The sequence below is a fragment of the Streptomyces sp. NPDC039430 genome, from assembly GCF_055639435.1.
The window spans coordinates 670,165-688,024 of record NZ_JBVKAK010000001.1 but is presented as its reverse complement, the minus strand read 5'-3'; the positions used below and the strand labels follow the sequence as shown (position 1 = coordinate 688,024).

Here is a 17,860-nt window from a genome sequence, read left to right as displayed (position 1 = left end):
GGTAACCTCCCGCTCATGTCCCGCCATGTCGCGATCGTCACCGATTCCACGGCCTACCTGCCGCCGCAGACGATGGAGCGGCACGGCATCACCGCGGTGCCGCTGACCGTCGTGCTCGGTGACCGTGCGCTGGAGGAGGGCACGGAGATCTCGGCCCGTTCGCTCGCCCTTGCGCTGCAGAAGCGACGCTCCGTGACCACGTCACGGCCGAGTCCGGACGTCTTCGCCGCCGCGTACCGGAAGGCGGCCGAGGCCGGTGCGACCGGGATCGTCTCCCTGCATCTGTCGGCCGAGTTCTCGGGGACGTACGACGCCGCCGTGCTCGCGGCGAAGGACGCGGCCGTGCCGGTACGGGTGGTGGACACCGGGATGGTGGCGATGGCGCTCGGGTTCTGCGCCCTGGCGGCGGCCGAGACGGCGGAGGGGGGCGGCACGCTCGACGAGGCGGTGGCCGCCGCCGAGAAGCGGGCCGCCGGCACCTCCGCCTACTTCTATGTCGACACGCTGGACTATCTGCGCCGGGGCGGCCGTATCGGCGCCGCACAGGCGCTGCTGGGCTCCGCGCTCGCGGTGAAGCCCCTGCTCCAGCTGGACGGCGGGCGTATCGAGATGCTGGAGAAGGTGCGTACGGCGTCGAAGGCGATCGCGCGGCTGGAGGAGATCGTCACCGAACGGGCGGGTACGAGCGAGGTGGACATCGCCGTGCACCATCTGGCCGCGCCCGAACGGGCCGTGACGCTGGCCGAGCGTCTGCGTGAGCGGGTGCCGGGGCTGGTGGATCTGCATGTCAGCGAGGTGGGCGCGGTGATCGGGGCGCATACGGGGCCGGGGCTGCTGGGGGCCGTGATCTCACCGCGCTGACCGCGCTGACCGCGCTGACCCGCTGGGGCTGGCCCGTGGCGGGGCGGGGCGGCGATGGTCGGAGCGGGGGCGGACCACTCGTAAGAGTGACCGAGTTATCCACAACTCGCTTGTTGTCCACGGGAATTCGGCCTGCTCAGCGAGGTCGGGCGGATGTGCCTACCGTCTTGTGGCATGGCTCTCCGAACACGCTCCGTAATCTCTGTCACCAGTGGTCCTGGCCGTGCCCCGGGCTCCGACGGCCGGGCCCGGCATGGGCGTCATGGCCGTCCGGGCCGCCCGCCAACCCGCCCGCGCACAGGCCCGCGCCCCCGCCCGCGTACGGCGCTGTCGCGCGTTGGCGACGCGGACGGTACGACTCTGCCTCGGCTCACCGATCCGCCTCCGATCACCGACCAGCCGCCGATCAGCGCACCGCTTGTCACCGACCCGCCGTCGATCGGTGCCCGGCCTCCGGTCGACGCGCCGCCTTCGGTCACCGGCCCGCCCACCGTCCGGACGGATGTGCGCCGTCGTGCCGAAGCGCTTTTTGGCGATGTGGCGTCGGGGACGGATGGGAGCGGCGCCGCGCCGCGCGTGGCGGACGCGGCCGTGGCCGTGCCGCCGGACACGGCTCGGGCGGGGCGCCTGCGCGCGTGGGCGGGGGCGGGGTCCGCTCTCCGTGAGCGGCTGCCCCTGTGGGTGCAGCTCAGATGCGGGCTGGAGCCCCGGACGCTCGCGGCGCTCGCGGTGGTCCTGGTGGTGGGCGTGATCCTGGCGGGACACCACTTCTGGAGCGGTCGGCCGGGGACCGTCCGGGCTCCGGAGAACGCCGGCGTGGCGGCCGTCATCCCCGAGGTGCCGCCGGAGACCTTGCCCGCGCCCGCGCCCGTGTCCTCGCCGTCGCCCTCCGCCCGTGTCGTCGTCGATGTGAGCGGGAAGGTGCGGCGGCCCGGAGTCCTGCGGCTGGCGGCCGGGTCACGGGTCGCCGACGCGCTGCGCGCCGCCGGGGGAGCGAAGCCCGGTGCGGACCTGACCGGGCTCAACCGGGCGCGGGTGCTGATGGACGGCGAACAGGTCCTGGTGGGCGGCCCCGCTCCACCGGCGTCGGGCGTCGGCGCGGGCGCGGCCGCCGGCGGTGGGGCCGGCGCCGTCGCGGGGCCGGTGAGTCTCAACGCCGCCACGCCGGAACAGCTCGACACGCTCCCCGGGGTGGGTCCTGCGCTCGCCCAGCACATCATCGACTACCGCGGCAAGCACGGTGGTTTCCGGTCCGTCGATGAACTGCGCGAGGTCAACGGCATCGGGGAGCGCAGGTTCGCGGACCTCCAGTCCCTTGTACGGCCATGACGCGCGCGGTGGTGCACGCGACGGCCGGGCACCGCCTGGGGTCGGCCAACCCCCGTCAGGAGGTGCCGGCCGATCTCCGGCTGGTTCCGCTCGCTCTCGCGACGTGGGGTGCGGCGGCCCTGGCGCTGGGAATGCCGGGGCGGTGGACGGCTGTTGGTGTGCTCGTCTGTCTGGCGGGCGCCGCTCTGCTGCTGGTGTGGTCCGGTGGCGCGCCGGAGCGGCAGCCCGGACGACGGCCCGGACGACGGTTGGGGCGACGGTTGGGGCCGCGGCGCGGACGATGGCGGGGGTCGCGGCGCGGGCGGCGGCTCAATGGGGTGGCCGTCGCGGGGCTGCTGCTGTGCGCCGCCGCCGGGGCGGCGTCCGCCGGGCTGCACGGCGCCGATGTGCGGCGGGGGCCCGTACCGGGGCTGGCGGAGCGATACGCCCGTGTCACCGCGGAGTTGACGGCCACCTCCGACCCTCGGCCCACGCGTCCCAGGGTCCGCGGCGATCACATCGCGCGCGGTGGGTTCGTCCTGGACGCCGACCTCGTCCGGGTGACGACGCCCAGGGGCGGGACCACCACCGGCCGGACGCCCGTGCTGGTGATCGTCGCGCCCGGTGAACACTCCGGCCGGTGGCAGCGGCTGCTGCCCTCCACACGACTGCGGCTGACCGGGAAGCTCGCGCCTCCCCTGCGCGAGGACGACCGCTACGCCGCGGTGTTACGGGTGGAAGGGACGGGCCCGCCGCCGGTCACCGGAGCGCCGACCCGCGTACAGCGCACGGCCGGAGAGCTGCGTGCCGGGCTGCGTGAGGCGGCCGACGGGCTGCCGCCCGATGCCCGTGCCCTGCTGCCCGGACTGGTCGTCGGTGACACCTCACGTGTCCCGCCCGAGCTGCACGACGCCTTCGCGGCGACCGATCTGCTGCATCTGATGGCGGTCTCCGGAAGCAATCTGACGATTGTGCTCGCTCTGCTCATCGGGCCGGCCGGGCTGGCCATCAGGGCCGAACGGCGCGGGCTCGCCGCGCGGCTGGGGATCTCACTGCGGTGGACGGCGCTGCTCGGCGGGGCGCTCACGCTCGCCTTCGTGGTCGTCTGCCGTCCGGAGCCGAGCGTGCTGCGGGCCGCCGCCTGCGGGGCGATCACTCTTCTCGCCATCGGCACGGGCCGCCGCAGAACCCTCCTTCCGGCGCTGGCCGCCGCCGTACTGCTGCTGGTGCTCTACGATCCCTGGCTGGCCCGGAGTTACGGCTTCCTCCTCTCCGTGCTGGCCACCGGCGCCCTGCTCACCATCGGGCCGCGGTGGAGCGCGGCGCTGGTGCGGCGCGGGGTGCCGCCACGGCTCGCCGAGGTGCTGGCCGCGGCCGGTGCGGCGCAGGCGGTGTGCGCGCCCGTGGTGGCCGTGTTCGCGGCCAGGGTCGGGCTGGTGGCGATCCCGTGCAACCTCTTCGCCGAACTGGCGGTGGCCCCGGCCACGGTCCTCGGCTTCGCGGCGCTCGCCGTGGCGCCCGTGGCGATGCCCGTGGCCGAGACGCTCGCCCGCTGCGCGGGGTGGCCGGCGGGGTGGATCGCGTCCGTCGCGCGCGCCGGGGCGTCCCTGCCGGGCGCGGAGGCCGTCTGGCCCGGCGGCTGGCGGGGCGGGCTGCTGCTCGCCTTCGTGACGGTCCTCGTGCTGCTCGCCCTGCGCCGTGTCCCGCGCCATCCCTGGACGGCCGCCGTCTGTGCCGTACTGCTGCTGCTCGCGGTCCTGCGGCCGCCACCGCTCACCCGGTTCGTCACCGGATGGCCGCCGCCGGGATGGACGTTCGCGATGTGCGATGTCGGCCAGGGCGACGCGGCCGTGCTCGCGGTGGGCGACTCCACGGCCGTGGTCGTGGACGCGGGACCCGACCCCGTGCCCGCCGACCGCTGTCTGCGGGACCTCGGCGTCACGCGCGTCCCGCTGCTGGTGCTCACCCACTTCCACGCCGATCATGTCGCCGGGCTGCCCGGCGTCCTGCGGGGCCGGACGATCGGAGCGATCCAGACGACGGCCTCGGAAGTCCCGCCGGACCAGGCCGCGTTCGTACGGAGAACGGCGGCCGGGGCGCGGGTGCCCGTCGTCCGCGCGCGGCCGGGCGAGCAGCGCCGGATCGGACCGCTGACCTGGCGGGTGCTGTGGCCACGGGCAGGGAGGGCGGCCACGGCGGCCGGGGAGCCGAACGACTCCAGCGTCACGCTGTTCGTACGGGTCGCCCGGGGCCCGACGCTGCTGCTCCTGGGCGATCTCGAACCACCCGCGCAGCGCGGCCTCTTGCGTGACTATCCGACGCTGCCACCGGCGGATGTCCTCAAGGTGGCCCACCACGGCTCGCCGTTCCAGCACCCGGGCCTCCTGCGCGGTGTCCGCCCACGGCTGGCCCTCGTCTCGGTGGGCCGGGACAACCCGTACGGACACCCCTCGCCCCGTACCGTCGGCGCGCTCCGGGCCGGTGGAGCGGCGGTGCTCCGTACGGACACGGACGGAGCGATCGCGGTGGTCGGAGCCGGGGCCGGGCTACGGGCCGTGCCCCGGGGGCGGACCTCGTCCCAGGCGCGGTGATGCGGGGGTGACGGTTTAACAGCGGATGACAATCGACTCCGCGACGGCCTGTACCAGTCGGTACGTTTGCCTCGAACAACGCAAGAGTGATCGAATGCCTATTCGTCATGGGCCGCCGCCCTCGACGACGATGTCTCGCGTGTGCGGCCCCGCAGCAGCCCGAAAGCACAGGGGTACGTGTACACCATGATCAGTCGCCTTCTCGGCCGACGGTCGGCCGCTCATCAGCGAAGCAACCCGCTCGCCGGGCTCTCCGTGCCCTCCGGCGCGGGGCTGCTCACCTGCCGGGTTCTCGACCCCGTCGACGAGCCCGTCGGACAGGCCGAGTTCACGGTGAGCGACAGCGGCGGCCGCAAGGTCGTGAGCGGTGAGACCGACCCCTTCGGGATGATCGTGACGATGGTGCCCTTCGGGGAGTACCGGCTCGCCATCTCGGCCGAGAGCTTCGCCCCCTACCGGGGCAATGTGTCGATCGCCGACGGCGTGGAGCCCAGCGGCGTCGGGGACATCACGCTCCAGGTGGCCCCGTCCCTCCCGCTGCCCGCCCCCGGCGACTGGGAGATCGAACCGGCTCATTCCCGGATCGGGTTCATCGCCCGCCATATCGGACTCGCCCGTGTCCACGGCCGCTTCGACAACTTCGCCGGGGCGATCAGGATCGGCGAGACGATGGACCGGTCGGCGATGCATGTCGTCATCGGCGCCGCGTCGATCGACACCAGTGTGCAGATGCGCGACGACCATCTGCGCTCCGCCGACTTCCTCGACGTGGAGAACTTCCCGACGCTGGAGTTCTACAGCGACCGCTTCGTCCACCGAGGCGGCAACAACTGGGCGATCACCGGAGCGCTCACGCTCCACGGCGTCACGCGCACGGTCACACTCGACGCCCAGTACCTCGGTATCGGCAACGGCATGGAGGGCGAGACCCGCGCCGCCGTCCGCGCCACCACCGAACTGCACCGCGAGGACTACACCGTCAACTGGCAGTCGATGCTGGCGCGCGGCATCGCCGTCGTCGGTTCCAGCATCAAGATCGAGATGGATATCCAGATCGTCCCCAAGAGCTGACGACCGGCCCCGCCCCTCCCGGAGGCGGGCTGGAAGAATGTGGCCGTGAGCGATGTGAGACATGTGCTGGTCCTGCCCGACCGCGACGCCGCGGAGGAGGTGGCGCGGGCGCTCGGCGAGCGGTTCGGTGTGGCCGAGGAGCCGCGGCTGGTACGGGACGCCCTGGCCGGCGAGGACGACGCCGAGGACGCCCAGTGGCTGGTCGTCGTGGAGGATCCCGAGGCCCGGCTGGGCGCCGAGGATCTGGACGCGTTCGTGGCGGACTGGGACGGCTGGCGGGAAGCCCCGTAGGCCCTGTCCCTGGCTGCCACACGCGTCGGCCGTGTGGCGTCCGCGCGGTGTCACCGGCCGCCCCCGCTGTCAGTGGCCCATGCGATGCTGGACCGCGATGGCCACCAGAAAGACTTCTTCCGACGATCCGCTCGCCCCGCTCACGCTCGCCGTGGGCCAGGAGGACCTGCTGCTCGACCGCGCCGTGCAGCAGGTGGTGGCGGCGGCCCGCGCCTCCGACGCCGACACGGACGTACGCGACCTCACCTCCGACCAGCTCCAGCCCGGCACCCTCGCCGAGCTGACCAGCCCGTCGCTCTTCGCCGAGCGCAAGGTCGTCGTCGTACGGAACGCGCAGGATCTCTCCGCCGACACGATCAAGGACGTCAAGGCATATCTCGACGCCCCGGCCGAGGAGATCACGCTCGTCCTGCTGCACGCGGGAGGCGCCAAGGGCAAGGGCCTGCTGGACGCCGCGCGCAAGGCGGGAGCCCGTGAGGTCGCCTGCCCCAAGACGACCAAGCCCGCGGAGCGGCTCACCTTCGTACGCTCGGAGTTCCGCGCGCTGGGCCGCTCGGCCACGCCCGAGGCCTGCCAGGCGCTGGTCGACTCGATCGGCAGCGATCTGCGCGAGCTGGCGAGCGCCGTCTCGCAGCTCGCGGCGGATGTCGAGGGCACGATCGACGACGCCGTCGTCGGCCGCTACTACACGGGCCGCGCCGAGGCGTCCAGCTTCAATGTCGCCGACCGCGCCGTGGAGGGCAGGACCGCCGAGGCCCTCGAAGCGCTGCGCTGGTCGCTGTCGACCGGCGTGGCGCCCGTGCTGATCACCAGCGCCCTCGCCCAGGGCGTCCGGGCCATCGGCAAGCTCTCCTCCGCGCGCGGCGGCCGGCCCGCCGATCTCGCGCGGGAGCTGGGGATGCCGCCGTGGAAGATCGACCGGGTGCGCCAGCAGATGCGCGGCTGGACCCCCGACGGTGTGGCGACGGCGCTGAGAGCGGTCGCCGACGCCGACGCGGGCGTCAAGGGCGGCGGTGACGACCCGGAGTACGCGCTGGAGAAGGCGGTCGTCGCGATCGCCCGCGCCGCCCGCTCCAACCGTTAGCCGCAGCCGCAGCCGTATCCGCGGGACAGCGGGTACGGCGAAGGCCCCGGTGACCCGTCCTGGGGAGGACGGGGCCGGGGCCTCGACGTCAAACCTGGTGAACTCGCACCCGCGTGGCGAACGCAGTCGCGTACGAGCTCGGGGACGCCGGTCAGGAGCGGTAGAGAGGGCCCGCTGAGTCCCGTCCGGCGGTCAAATCAAGAGAGCGCTCAGCCCTGGAGGGAGGCAACCTTGGCAGCCAGCGCCGACTTCTTGTTGGCGGCGGCGTTCTTGTGGATGACACCCTTCGAGGCAGCCTTGTCGAGCTTGCGGGACGCCTCACGAGCGGCCAGCGAGGCCTTCTCGACGTCGCCCGCGGCAGCGGCCTCACGGGCCTTGCGGATCGCGGTCTTGAGCGACGACTTGACAGCCTTGTTGCGCAGGCGTGCCTTCTCGTTGGTCTTGTTCCGCTTGATCTGGGACTTGATGTTCGCCACGAAAGAGCCTTTTCAGGTTCGGTGAATCTTGACTGAGCCGTCCCGCGCCGAGACGGCACGAGACACAGCTGTTCAGGCTACCAGTCACCCTCCGACCGGCCCAAACCGGGCGCAGTCCCGTACCCGTGGGACGATGGAGCCTACGTATCGATCCGAGTCGACCCGAGACGAGACGCCGCGCGTCTCAAGAATCAGGACCCTGCGTGCCCGCGACCCCTCTCCACGTGCCCGAGCCGAGCCGTACGGACCCGGCGCTGCTCCGCAACTTCTGCATCATCGCGCACATCGACCACGGCAAGTCGACGCTCGCCGACCGGATGCTCCAGCTGACGGGAGTGGTCGACCAGCGGCAGATGCGCGCTCAGTACCTCGACCGCATGGACATCGAGCGCGAGCGCGGCATCACGATCAAGTCCCAGGCGGTCCGGCTGCCCTGGGCTCCTCGTACGGGTGAGGGCGAGGGCACGACGCATGTCCTCAATATGATCGACACGCCGGGCCACGTGGACTTCACCTATGAGGTGTCCCGTTCGCTGGCGGCCTGCGAGGGCACGATCCTCCTGGTGGACGCCGCCCAGGGCATCGAGGCGCAGACCCTCGCCAACCTCTATCTGGCGATGGAGAACGACCTCACCATCGTCCCGGTGCTCAACAAGATCGATCTGCCGGCCGCCCAGCCGGAGAAGTTCTCCGAGGAGCTGGCCAATCTCATCGGCTGCGGGCCGGAGGACGTCCTCAAGGTCTCGGCGAAGACCGGCGTCGGGGTGGACGTGCTGCTCGACCGCGTGGTCAAGGACGTCCCGCCGCCGGTCGGTGTCGCGGACGCGCCCGCCCGCGCGATGATCTTCGACTCCGTCTATGACTCCTACCGCGGTGTCGTCACGTACGTACGTGTCATCGACGGCCAGCTCAACAAGCGTGAGCGGATCCGGATGATGTCCACCGGCGCCACCCACGAGCTGCTGGAGATCGGGGTCTCCTCGCCTGAGATGACCCCGGCCGACGGCCTCGGCGTCGGCGAGGTGGGCTACATCATCACCGGCGTCAAGGACGTACGGCAGTCCAAGGTCGGTGACACGATCACCACCCTCAACAAGGGGGCGACCGTGGCGCTCGGCGGCTACAAGGACCCCAAGCCGATGGTGTTCTCCGGCCTCTATCCGCTGGACGGCTCGGACTACCCCGAGCTGCGCGACGCCCTCGACAAGCTCCAGCTCAACGACGCGGCCCTGGTCTACGAGCCGGAGACCTCCGCGGCCCTCGGCTTCGGCTTCCGCGTCGGCTTCCTGGGGCTGCTGCACCTCGACGTGATCCGGGAGCGCCTGGAGCGCGAGTTCGGGCTCGATCTGATCGCCACCGCCCCCAACGTGGTCTACCGCGTGCTCATGGAGGACGGCAAGGAGCACACGGTCACCAACCCGAGCGAGTTCCCCGAGGGCAAGATCGACTCGGTGCACGAGCCCGTCGTACGGGCCACGATCCTCGCCCCGAGCGAGTTCATCGGCTCGATCATGGAGCTGTGCCAGGCCCGTCGCGGCACCCTGCTCGGCATGGACTACCTCTCCGAGGACCGCGTCGAGATCCGCTACACGCTGCCCCTCGCCGAGATCGTCTTCGACTTCTTCGACCAGCTGAAGTCCAAGACCCGGGGCTATGCCTCGCTCGACTACGAGCCCACCGGCGAGCAGACCGCCCAGCTCGTCAAGGTCGACATCCTGCTCCACGGCGACAAGGTGGACGCCTTCTCCGCCATCACCCACCGGGACCAGGCCTACGCGTACGGCGTGCGGCTGGTGGCCAAGCTGCGCGAGCTGATCCCGCGGCAGGCCTTCGAGGTGCCCATCCAGGCGGCCATCGGCTCCCGGGTCATCGCCCGCGAGACGATCCGCGCCATCCGCAAGGACGTCCTCGCCAAGTGCTACGGCGGTGACATCTCCCGGAAGCGCAAGCTGCTGGAGAAGCAGAAGGAGGGCAAGAAGCGGATGAAGATGGTCGGCAGTGTGGAGGTCCCGCAGGAGGCCTTCATCGCGGTGCTCTCCAGCGACGAGTCCGGCGGCAAGGCCAAGAAGTAAAGGCCAAGAAGTAAAGGCCAAGAAGGAAAGGCCAGGAAGTAAACGCCGAGAAGTAGCCGAAGCGGCCGAAGCGGCCACAGGAGCGGAAGCAGCCGAAGCAGCCGAAGCAGCGGAAGCAGCCGGAGTAGCAGAGCGTGATCCACGGACAGGACGGGCCCCGCGCCGTGGCGCAGGGCCCGTTCGCGTCACCCGCGCCCCCTGGGGCGGGTTCGTTTTGAAGCGGCGCCCCGCTGCCCCTTACGTACCGGGCGGGTGGCCTCTAGTCTGATCACCGAGCCTAGTTACTCGTCGGTTAGTTACTCGTCAGTCACACAATCAGGTCAGTCACGCAGCGCTGCCGCGGGCCCGGAGGATGTCGTGAGCGACACACAGAACGTGATCGAGAACCGGCCGCCCTCCGTGGCGACCCTCTTCATTGAGCGCGTGAGCGCCACGCCGGACGCGGAGGCCTATCGCTTCCCCGTACCCGCGCCGGCCGGCCAGGGCCCCGACGAGTGGCGCTCCCTGAGCTGGAGCGAGGCCGCGGAGCGGGTGTACGCCATCGCCGCCGGTCTGATCGCGCTGGGCGTACGGCCCGAGGAGCGCGTCGCGCTCGCCTCCTCCACCCGTGTCGAGTGGATCCTCGCCGACCTCGGAGTGATGTGCGCGGGCGCCGCGACCACCACGATCTACCCCTCGACCAACAGCGAGGAGTCCGGGTACATCCTCGCCGACTCCGAGAGCCGGATCCTGATCGCCGAGGACGCCGCCCAGCTCGCCAAGGCGCGCGAACGCCGCTCCGAGCTGCCGGGTCTCGGCCATGTCGTCGTGATCCACGCCGCCGACGCGGTCCCCGCCGAGGGCGATCCGGAGGGCTGGGTGCTCTCCCTGGCCGATCTGGAGGCGCGCGGAACGGAGTATCTGGTCACCCACCCGGAGGCGGTCAAGGAGCGCGTCGGTGCCATCACGGCCACCCAGCTCGCCACGCTGATCTACACCTCGGGCACCACCGGCCGGCCCAAGGGCGTCCGGCTGCCGCACGACAACTGGTCGTACATGGCCAAGGCCACCGCCGGCACCGGACTGATCACCAAGGACGACGTCCAGTACCTGTGGCTGCCGCTCGCCCATGTCTTCGGCAAGGTGCTGACCTCCGGACAGATCGAGGTCGGGCATGTCACCGCCGTGGACGGGCGCGTCGACAAGATCATCGAGAATCTGCCGGTGGTCCAGCCGACCTATATGGCGGCCGTGCCGAGGATCTTCGAGAAGGTCTACAACGGGGTGGCGGCCAAGGCGCGGGCCGGCGGCGCCGCCAAGTACAAGATCTTCCAGTGGGCGGCCGGGGTCGCCCGCGAGTACGCCAAGGTCTCCCAGGACAACTTCCGGCGTACGGGCACGGCCTCCGTACCGTTCGCCCTCGGTGCCAAGCACAAGGCCGCGGACGCGCTCGTCTACGCCAAGCTGCGCGAGGCGTTCGGCGGCCGGCTGCGCGCCGCGGTCTCCGGTTCCGCCGCGCTCGCGCCCGACATCGGGTACTTCTTCTCCGGCGCCGGGATCCACATCCTGGAGGGCTACGGACTGACCGAGTCCAGTGCCGCCAGCTTCGTCAACCCGGGGGAGGCGTACCGCACCGGCACGGTCGGCAAGCCGCTGCCCGGTACCGAGGTACGGATCGCCGACGACGGTGAGATCCTGCTGCGCGGCCCGGGGATCATGGCCGGATATCACGGGCTGCCGGAGAAGACGGCGGAGGTACTGGAGCCCGACGGCTGGTTCCACACCGGCGATATCGGCGAGCTGTCCCCCGACGGCTATCTGCGTATCACCGACCGCAAGAAGGACCTCATCAAGACGTCGGGCGGCAAGTACATCGCGCCCGCCGAGGTCGAGGGCCAGTTCAAGGCGGTGTGCCCGTTCGTCTCCAACATCCTGGTGCACGGCGCGGACCGTAACTTCTGTACGGCGCTGATCGCGCTCGACGAGCCGGCCATCCTCGGCTGGGCCGCCGAGAACGGCCTGGCGGGCAGGACCTACGCCGAGGTGGTCGCCTCCCCGGCGGCCGAGCGGCTCATCGCCGGCTATGTGAAGCGGCTCAACGACGGTCTCCAGCGCTGGCAGACCGTCAAGAAGTTCCGGCTGCTGCCGCGCGACCTGGATATCGAGCACGGCGAGCTGACGCCGAGCCTCAAGCTCAAGAGGCCGGTGGTGGAGCGGGCGTACAAGGACCTGATCGAGGAGATGTACGCGGGCTCCCGGGAGTCCTGAGGACGGCCGGACGGCCGGGGTCCAGCGGGTCTACCGGCCCCGGCCGGACGGCCGGGGTCCAGCGGGTCTACCGGCCCCGGCCGCGCCGCAGTTCGTCCAGCGTCTCCCCGATGCGGGCCAGTTGCTTCCCCACCGCGTCGAGGACGGCCGGGGCGCACCCGCGCAACTCGTCCTCGATCGAGGCCAGCCGGTCCGTGATCTCCCCCAGATGCTCCTGCTCGCGGGCCAGCAGCCGTTCCAGCTGGCGGTTCTTGCGGTACAGATCGAGGAACACGCTGACCTTGGCGCGCAGCATCCACGGGTCGAAGGGCTTGGTCAGAAAGTCCGCCGCCCCCGTGGCGTAGCCCCGGAAGGCATAACCGCTGTCGGACTCGGGACCGTTCAGGAAGATGATCGGCACGTCCTTGGCCCGGTCGAGCCGCTTGATCCGGTAGGCGGTCTCGAAGCCGTCCATGCCGGGCATCCGGACGTCCAGCAGGATCAGCGCGAACGGTTCCCGCAGCAGCGCCTGTACGGCCTCCTCGCCCGAACGGGCCCGTACGAGCGGCTCGTCCAGCGAGGCGAGGACCGCTTCCAGCGCGACGAGGTTGTCCTCCAGGTCGTCGACGAGAAGGATGCTCGCGCGCTCCGTGGTGGCTGTTGTCCTGCTCATCCCGCTCCCCTTGTCCGGCCCCCGTGTTCCGGCCAGGGAGGCAAGAATGCTCTGCGCGAAGCGTTTTGGCACGCCATTTCGGCGGTTTGGCCTCGTGTCGCTGCCCAGTCGGCCGCGCTTCGCGCCGTACCACCGGACATATGGCAGGCGCGCTTCCGTTTCATGGTCAAATCTTGTCCACTTCCATGACTCGGCGCGTATGACCGGGCTCCGTCTGTCACTCTGTCGGGATCGTAAGCGGCACAACGCCAGAACCGGATCAGGAGCCGCAGTGGGGCGCATTCCGATCCCGCGCGAGACCCTTCATCTCCCGGCATCCCAGGTGCCGTTACGGAGGGACACGCGGTCGACATCACGTACCAGCCTGCCGGGCAACCCGCTCGCCCCGTCCGCCGCACGCCGCTTCACGCGCGCGGCGCTCGCGGACTGGACCAGCCTCGGGCTGCTCGCCACCTGTACCTTCTGCCAGGGGGACGAGGGCTGTTCCCCGGGGGAACACAGCACCGATCTGCTCGCGGACGACGCGGTGCTGATCGTCGACGAACTCGTCACCAACGCGGTGGTGCACGCGGGCACCACGGTCGAGCTGCTCTGCCGGCTCGAAGACCCCGGCGAAGACGTCTCGGGGACCCCGGAGGGAGAGGGCGAGGAGCCCGCGGCCCTGGTCCTCGAAATCTCCGACCACCACCCCGCGCGCGCCATACAGAGCGACCCGGCGGGGCAGGGACCGGCCGGCACCCCCGAATACGGACGCGGGCTCCAGCTGGTCGCCGCGCTCGCCGAACGCTGGGGCATCACCTATCGCTCCGGGCTCAAGACCGTATGGGCCCGCCTCCCGCTCGAAGGCCGGGACCCGGGGCGGGACCAGGGGACCGAGCCCGCCCTGCGGCGCGGGCTGCGCGCCGCCGAGATCCTCGCGCCGGCGACCCGCCGTCCCATGCGCGACGACCCCGAGTGGACCGGCCGGGGCGCCCTCTCGTTCCTCGCCGAGGCATCCGAACTGCTCGCCGGGCAGCTGGACGAGGATCTCGTCGCGGCGCTCGCGGGACAGCTGCTGGTGCCACGGCTCGCGGAGTGGTGCGCGGTCTGGCTGGACGGCGAGGGCGGGCAGCAGGGCGCGGTGCCCCGGCTCGCGCGGGTCTGGCACGCGGACGAGGCCGGGATAGAGCCGCTGCGCCGGATCCTGGAGAAGGAGCCGCCACGGCTGCCGGTCTCGCAGAGGGGCGGCTCGGTGCGGATGCCCTGGCCGGGAGGCGAGGACACGGGTTCCGATTCCGGCCCTGGCTCCGGCCCAGGCCCTGGCTCCGGCTCCGGCCCAGGCACCGGCCTAAGCCCCGGCTCCGGCCCAGGCACCGGCCTCAGCCCCGGCCCAGGCACCGGCCTCAGCCCCGGCCCCGGCGCGGCGCTCGCCTGCCGGCTCGTCTCGAACGGGCGCGCGCTCGGCACGCTGGTGCTCGGCAGGCCGGGACAGGGCCCGGTCCCCGACGAAGTGACCGCGCTCATCGAGGACTTCGCGCGCCGCGTCGGCCTCGCGATCGGCGCGGCCCGCCGCTACACCCGTCAGGTCACCATCAGCCGGGTCCTGCAACGCGGTCTGCTGCCCAGCCAGGTCGCGCGCATCCCGGGCATCGCCAGCTCGCTGGTGTACGAGCCGAGCGACGACGGTCTGGCGGGCGGCGACTTCTACGACGTCTTCCCGTGCCCGCCGGGCGACCGCTGGTGCTTCATGCTCGGCGACGTCCAGGGCAGCGGTCCCGAGGCCGCCGTCGTCACCGGCCTCGCCCGCCCCTGGCTGCGGCTGCTCGCCCGCGAGGGCTACCGCGTCGGCGCGGTCCTCGACCGGCTGAACCGGCTGCTCCTGGACAACGCGTCGGAGGCGGCCGAGTCCGCGTCCCCGATGGTGGCCGCCTCCGCCGCGTCGTCCCCGCCCACGGCCCCGTCCGAGGGCGGCCAGTCCCGCTTCCTGTCCCTGCTGTACGGCGAACTGATGCCGCTCCCGGGCGCGGGCGGCGCCGTACGGTGCACCCTCGCCAGCGCCGGACATCCACTGCCGCTGCTCCTGCGGCCGGACGGGACGGTACGCGCGGCGGCGGAGCCGCAGCTGCTGCTCGGGGTCGTGGAGAAGGTCGCGTACGAGAGCAGCACCTTCGACCTGGAGCCCGGCGACACCCTGCTCTGCGTCACCGACGGCGTCACGGAGCGCCGCTCCGGCCGGCGGATGCTCGACGACGGCGACGGCCTCGCGCGGGCCCTCGCGGGGTGTGTGGGGCTGACGGCGCAGGGCGTCGCGGAGCGGATTCGGCAGACCGTGCACGGCTTCGACGAGACGCCGCCGGAGGACGACGTGGCGCTGCTGGTGCTCCAGGCGACCTGAGCGGGGCGCGTGCCCCGTACGAGTCCCGTACCCGCCCCGTACGCAACCAGGACCCGGGGTGGACCGGTGCCGGCCGGTCCACCCCTCGCGTACGGGACACTGGGGGCATGCCTTCCGCACTGCCCGACGGTGACCCCATGCCCGAGACCGGCGCGCTGCCCCCGCACGCCCTCGCGGGCGCGGCGGACCGGCCCCTCGGCTTCTACCTGCACGTTCCGTACTGCGCGACCCGCTGCGGCTACTGCGACTTCAACACGTACACGGCGACCGAGCTGCGCGGCTCCGGCGGTGTCCTGGCCTCCCGCGACAACTACGCGGAGACGCTCGCCGACGAGATCCGGCTGGCCAGGAAGGTGCTGGGCGACGACCCGAGACAGGTCCGTACGGTGTTCGTCGGCGGCGGTACGCCGACCCTGCTCGCGGCGGCCGATCTCGTACGGATGCTGGGAGTGATCCGCGACGAGTTCGGGCTCGCGGACGACGCCGAGATCACCACCGAGGCGAATCCGGAATCCGTGGATCCGGCGTATCTGGCGGCCCTGCGGGAGGGCGGCTTCAACCGGATCTCCTTCGGGATGCAGAGCGCGAAGCAGCACGTACTGAAGATCCTGGACCGTACGCACACCCCGGGGCGGCCCGAGGCGTGCGTCGCGGAGGCCCGCGCGGCGGGCTTCGAGCATGTGAACCTCGATCTGATCTACGGCACGCCGGGGGAGACCGACGACGACTGGCGCGCGTCGCTCGCGGCGGCGGTGGGGGCGGGGCCCGACCATGTCTCCGCGTACGCGCTGATCGTCGAGGAGGGCACCCAGCTGGCCCGGCGCATCCGGCGCGGCGAGGTCCCGATGACGGACGACGACGAGCACGCGGACCGGTATCTGATCGCGGACGAGGTGCTGGCGGGGGCGGGCTTCTCCTGGTACGAGGTGTCCAACTGGGCGACCTCGGAAGCGGCCCGCTGCCTGCACAACGAGCTGTACTGGCGCGGTGCGGACTGGTGGGGCGCGGGTCCCGGCGCCCACAGCCACGTGGGGGGCGTGCGCTGGTGGAACGTGAAGCACCCGGGCGCGTACGCGGCGGCGCTGGCGTCGGGGCGGTCACCGGGCGCGGGCCGGGAGATCCTGACGGCGGAGGACCGCCGGGTCGAGCGCATCCTCCTGGAGCTGCGGCTGTCCGACGGCTGCGACCTGTCATTGCTGCGGCCGGACGGCCTGGCGGCGGCCCGCCGCGCCCTGGCCGACGGTCTGCTCCAGCAGCGGCCGTACGACAAGGGGCGTGCGGTGCTGACGCTGCGGGGACGGCTGCTGGCGGACGCGGTCGTCAGGGACCTGGTGGATTGATCACTCGCCGGTGTGAATCCGAGCGGATTCGGGAGGGTCTGCCTACGCTGTTCCCTGGTCTGCCGCTAACAGAAGCGGCGGAATGTGGAGGTTCACGGAGATGACCGCTGTGGATGAGCGACCGATCACCGGCACCGCCAAGATCTTCGAGAACCTTGAGGCTCCCGAGAGGTTCAAGGCGGAGCTCCTCAGGGGGGACAGTGTGATGATGGCCGGGCGCGACCGGGTCCACAACGCGATCGTGGAATCTGTGCAGGATCAGATTCCACGCAAGCACTGGAGCCGTCTTCAGACGCAGGACATCGCCATTCCCGGCGAGGACAGTGAGCCGCGGCCCGATCTGGTGGTCCTTGAGCGGGCGGCCAAACTCGGGTCGGGACGGCTGATTCCGGCCCACGACGTCACCCTGGTGCTTGAAGTGGTCTCCAAGACCAGCGTCGACCGGGACTACGGCGTCAAGCGTTCGATCTACGCGGCGGGCAGTGTGCCCGCCTATCTGATCATCGACCCGATGGAGCAGCATGGCGTGCTGCTCACCGAGCCGGCCGGCAGCGGAGAGTGTGCCGACTACCGTACGGAGCGGACCAGCAAGTTCGGCGACCCGGTACCCCTGGAAACGCTCGGCGTCGAGCTGGACACCTCCGACTTCGAGAGTCTTCCTCCCGTCAAACGGCACCGCCGGCCGTAACGAAGTCGATCAGCTCCTCCACCCGGCCCAGCAGCGCGGGTTCCAGGTCCCGGTAGGAGTGCACGCGGGACAGGATGTGCTGCCACGCCGCCCCCGTGTTCTCCGGCCAGCCCAGCGCGCGGCACACGCCCGTCTTCCAGTCCTCACCCCGCGGCACCGTCGGCCACGCCGCGATCCCCACCGACGACGGCTTCACCGCCTCCCAGACGTCGATGTAGGGGTGCCCCACCACCAGGACGTCCGCGGCGGTCACCGCGGACGCGATGCGGGACTCCTTCGAGCCCGGGACCAGATGGTCGACCAGAACGCCGAGACGCGCGTCCGGGGCCGGGGCGAATTCGGTGACGATGGCGGGGAGATCGTCGATGCCGCCGAGATACTCCACGACCACGCCCTCGACGCGCAGATCGTCGCCCCACACCTTCTCGACCAGCTCCGCGTCATGCCTGCCCTCCACGTAGATACGGCCCGCCCTGGCCACGCGTGCGCGGACCCCGGGGACGGCGACCGAGCCGGAGGCGGTGCGGGCCGGGCGGGACGGGGCCGCCGTCGACGGGCGGACCAGAGTGACCGGCCTGCCCTCCAGGAGGAAGCCGGCGGGCAGCAGCGGGAAGACCCGGTGCTTGCCGAAGCGGTCCTCCAGGGTGACCGTCGGACCCTCGGCGGTCTTCTCGCAGCGGATCACCGCGCCGCAGAAGCCCGTCGACACCTCCTCGACCACCAGGTCCGGCTCGGCGGGCACCTCGGGCGCGGGCGCGGACTTCTTCCACGGGGGCGTCAGATCAGGGCTGTAGCTGCGCATTCG

The 17,860-nt window shown here is 71.8% G+C and carries 14 protein-coding genes; 11 read left to right on the top strand and 3 right to left on the bottom strand.

Going from position 1 to position 17,860, the window contains the following annotated elements:
• Positions 1–15: 15 nt before the first annotated feature.
• The 6 genes from ACZ7LS_RS02960 (at position 16) to holA (ending at position 7,206) form a co-directional block, all read left to right on the top strand.
• Positions 16–861, top strand: coding sequence for a DegV family protein (locus ACZ7LS_RS02960; RefSeq protein ID WP_382672018.1), 846 nt, complete (start codon positions 16–18; stop codon positions 859–861).
• Positions 862–1,452: 591 nt separating this feature from the next.
• The gene (locus ACZ7LS_RS02955; protein WP_385129873.1) at positions 1,453–2,190 is read left to right on the top strand and encodes a ComEA family DNA-binding protein; all 738 of its coding nucleotides are present in this window, start codon (positions 1,453–1,455) and stop codon (positions 2,188–2,190) included.
• A complete protein-coding gene (locus tag ACZ7LS_RS02950) occupies positions 2,187–4,760 on the top strand; it encodes a ComEC/Rec2 family competence protein (RefSeq protein WP_385129875.1) in 2,574 nt (857 codons plus the stop codon). Before ACZ7LS_RS02955 ends, ACZ7LS_RS02950 begins: the two co-directional genes overlap by 4 nt.
• 186 nt (positions 4,761–4,946) lie before the next feature.
• The gene (locus ACZ7LS_RS02945; protein ID WP_382517985.1) at positions 4,947–5,831 is read left to right on the top strand and encodes a YceI family protein; all 885 of its coding nucleotides are present in this window, start codon (positions 4,947–4,949) and stop codon (positions 5,829–5,831) included.
• 45 nt (positions 5,832–5,876) lie between these two features.
• The gene (locus ACZ7LS_RS02940; RefSeq protein WP_382517987.1) at positions 5,877–6,122 is read left to right on the top strand and encodes a hypothetical protein; all 246 of its coding nucleotides are present in this window, start codon (positions 5,877–5,879) and stop codon (positions 6,120–6,122) included.
• A gap of 97 nt (positions 6,123–6,219) precedes the next feature.
• Entirely contained in the window at positions 6,220–7,206 is a 987-nt protein-coding gene (gene holA / locus ACZ7LS_RS02935) for a DNA polymerase III subunit delta (RefSeq protein WP_382517990.1), read from the top strand.
• A gap of 209 nt (positions 7,207–7,415) precedes the next feature.
• Here holA and rpsT read toward each other — a convergent pair whose 3' ends face one another.
• Positions 7,416–7,682, bottom strand: coding sequence for a 30S ribosomal protein S20 (gene rpsT, locus ACZ7LS_RS02930; RefSeq protein ID WP_030352331.1), 267 nt, complete (start codon positions 7,680–7,682; stop codon positions 7,416–7,418).
• Positions 7,683–7,885: 203 nt separating this feature from the next.
• Here rpsT and lepA point away from each other — a divergent pair, with 203 nt between their 5' ends.
• Positions 7,886–9,754 (top strand): translation elongation factor 4, encoded by a 1,869-nt coding sequence (gene lepA, locus ACZ7LS_RS02925; RefSeq protein WP_382517994.1) that lies wholly within the window; start codon positions 7,886–7,888, stop codon positions 9,752–9,754.
• 357 nt (positions 9,755–10,111) lie between these two features.
• On the top strand, positions 10,112–12,001 hold the full coding sequence (locus tag ACZ7LS_RS02920; protein ID WP_385129878.1) for an AMP-dependent synthetase/ligase: 1,890 nt from the start codon (positions 10,112–10,114) through the stop codon (positions 11,999–12,001).
• A gap of 67 nt (positions 12,002–12,068) precedes the next feature.
• On the opposite strand, the gene ACZ7LS_RS02915 is transcribed toward ACZ7LS_RS02920, so the two are convergent.
• Positions 12,069–12,653 carry a response regulator gene (locus ACZ7LS_RS02915; protein ID WP_382517998.1) on the bottom strand — a complete coding sequence of 195 codons (585 nt, stop codon included), beginning with the start codon at positions 12,651–12,653 and terminating at the stop codon, positions 12,069–12,071.
• 271 nt (positions 12,654–12,924) lie between these two features.
• Here ACZ7LS_RS02915 and ACZ7LS_RS02910 point away from each other — a divergent pair, with 271 nt between their 5' ends.
• The 3 genes from ACZ7LS_RS02910 to ACZ7LS_RS02900 all read left to right on the top strand — a co-directional run bounded on the left by ACZ7LS_RS02910 (position 12,925) and on the right by ACZ7LS_RS02900 (position 17,055).
• Positions 12,925–15,027, top strand: a complete 2,103-nt coding sequence (locus ACZ7LS_RS02910; RefSeq protein ID WP_385129880.1) for a SpoIIE family protein phosphatase — start codon at positions 12,925–12,927, stop codon at positions 15,025–15,027.
• Positions 15,028–15,134: 107 nt separating this feature from the next.
• A complete protein-coding gene (gene hemW / locus ACZ7LS_RS02905; RefSeq protein ID WP_385129882.1) occupies positions 15,135–16,367 on the top strand; it encodes a radical SAM family heme chaperone HemW in 1,233 nt (410 codons plus the stop codon).
• Between the two features lie 100 nt (positions 16,368–16,467).
• The gene (locus ACZ7LS_RS02900; RefSeq protein ID WP_385129884.1) at positions 16,468–17,055 is read left to right on the top strand and encodes a Uma2 family endonuclease; all 588 of its coding nucleotides are present in this window, start codon (positions 16,468–16,470) and stop codon (positions 17,053–17,055) included.
• Here ACZ7LS_RS02900 and ACZ7LS_RS02895 read toward each other — a convergent pair.
• The gene (locus ACZ7LS_RS02895; RefSeq protein ID WP_385129886.1) at positions 17,033–17,857 is read right to left on the bottom strand and encodes a DUF3097 domain-containing protein; all 825 of its coding nucleotides are present in this window, start codon (positions 17,855–17,857) and stop codon (positions 17,033–17,035) included. The two genes, ACZ7LS_RS02900 and ACZ7LS_RS02895, sit on opposite strands and share 23 nt — an antisense overlap.
• Positions 17,858–17,860 lie beyond the last annotated feature (3 nt).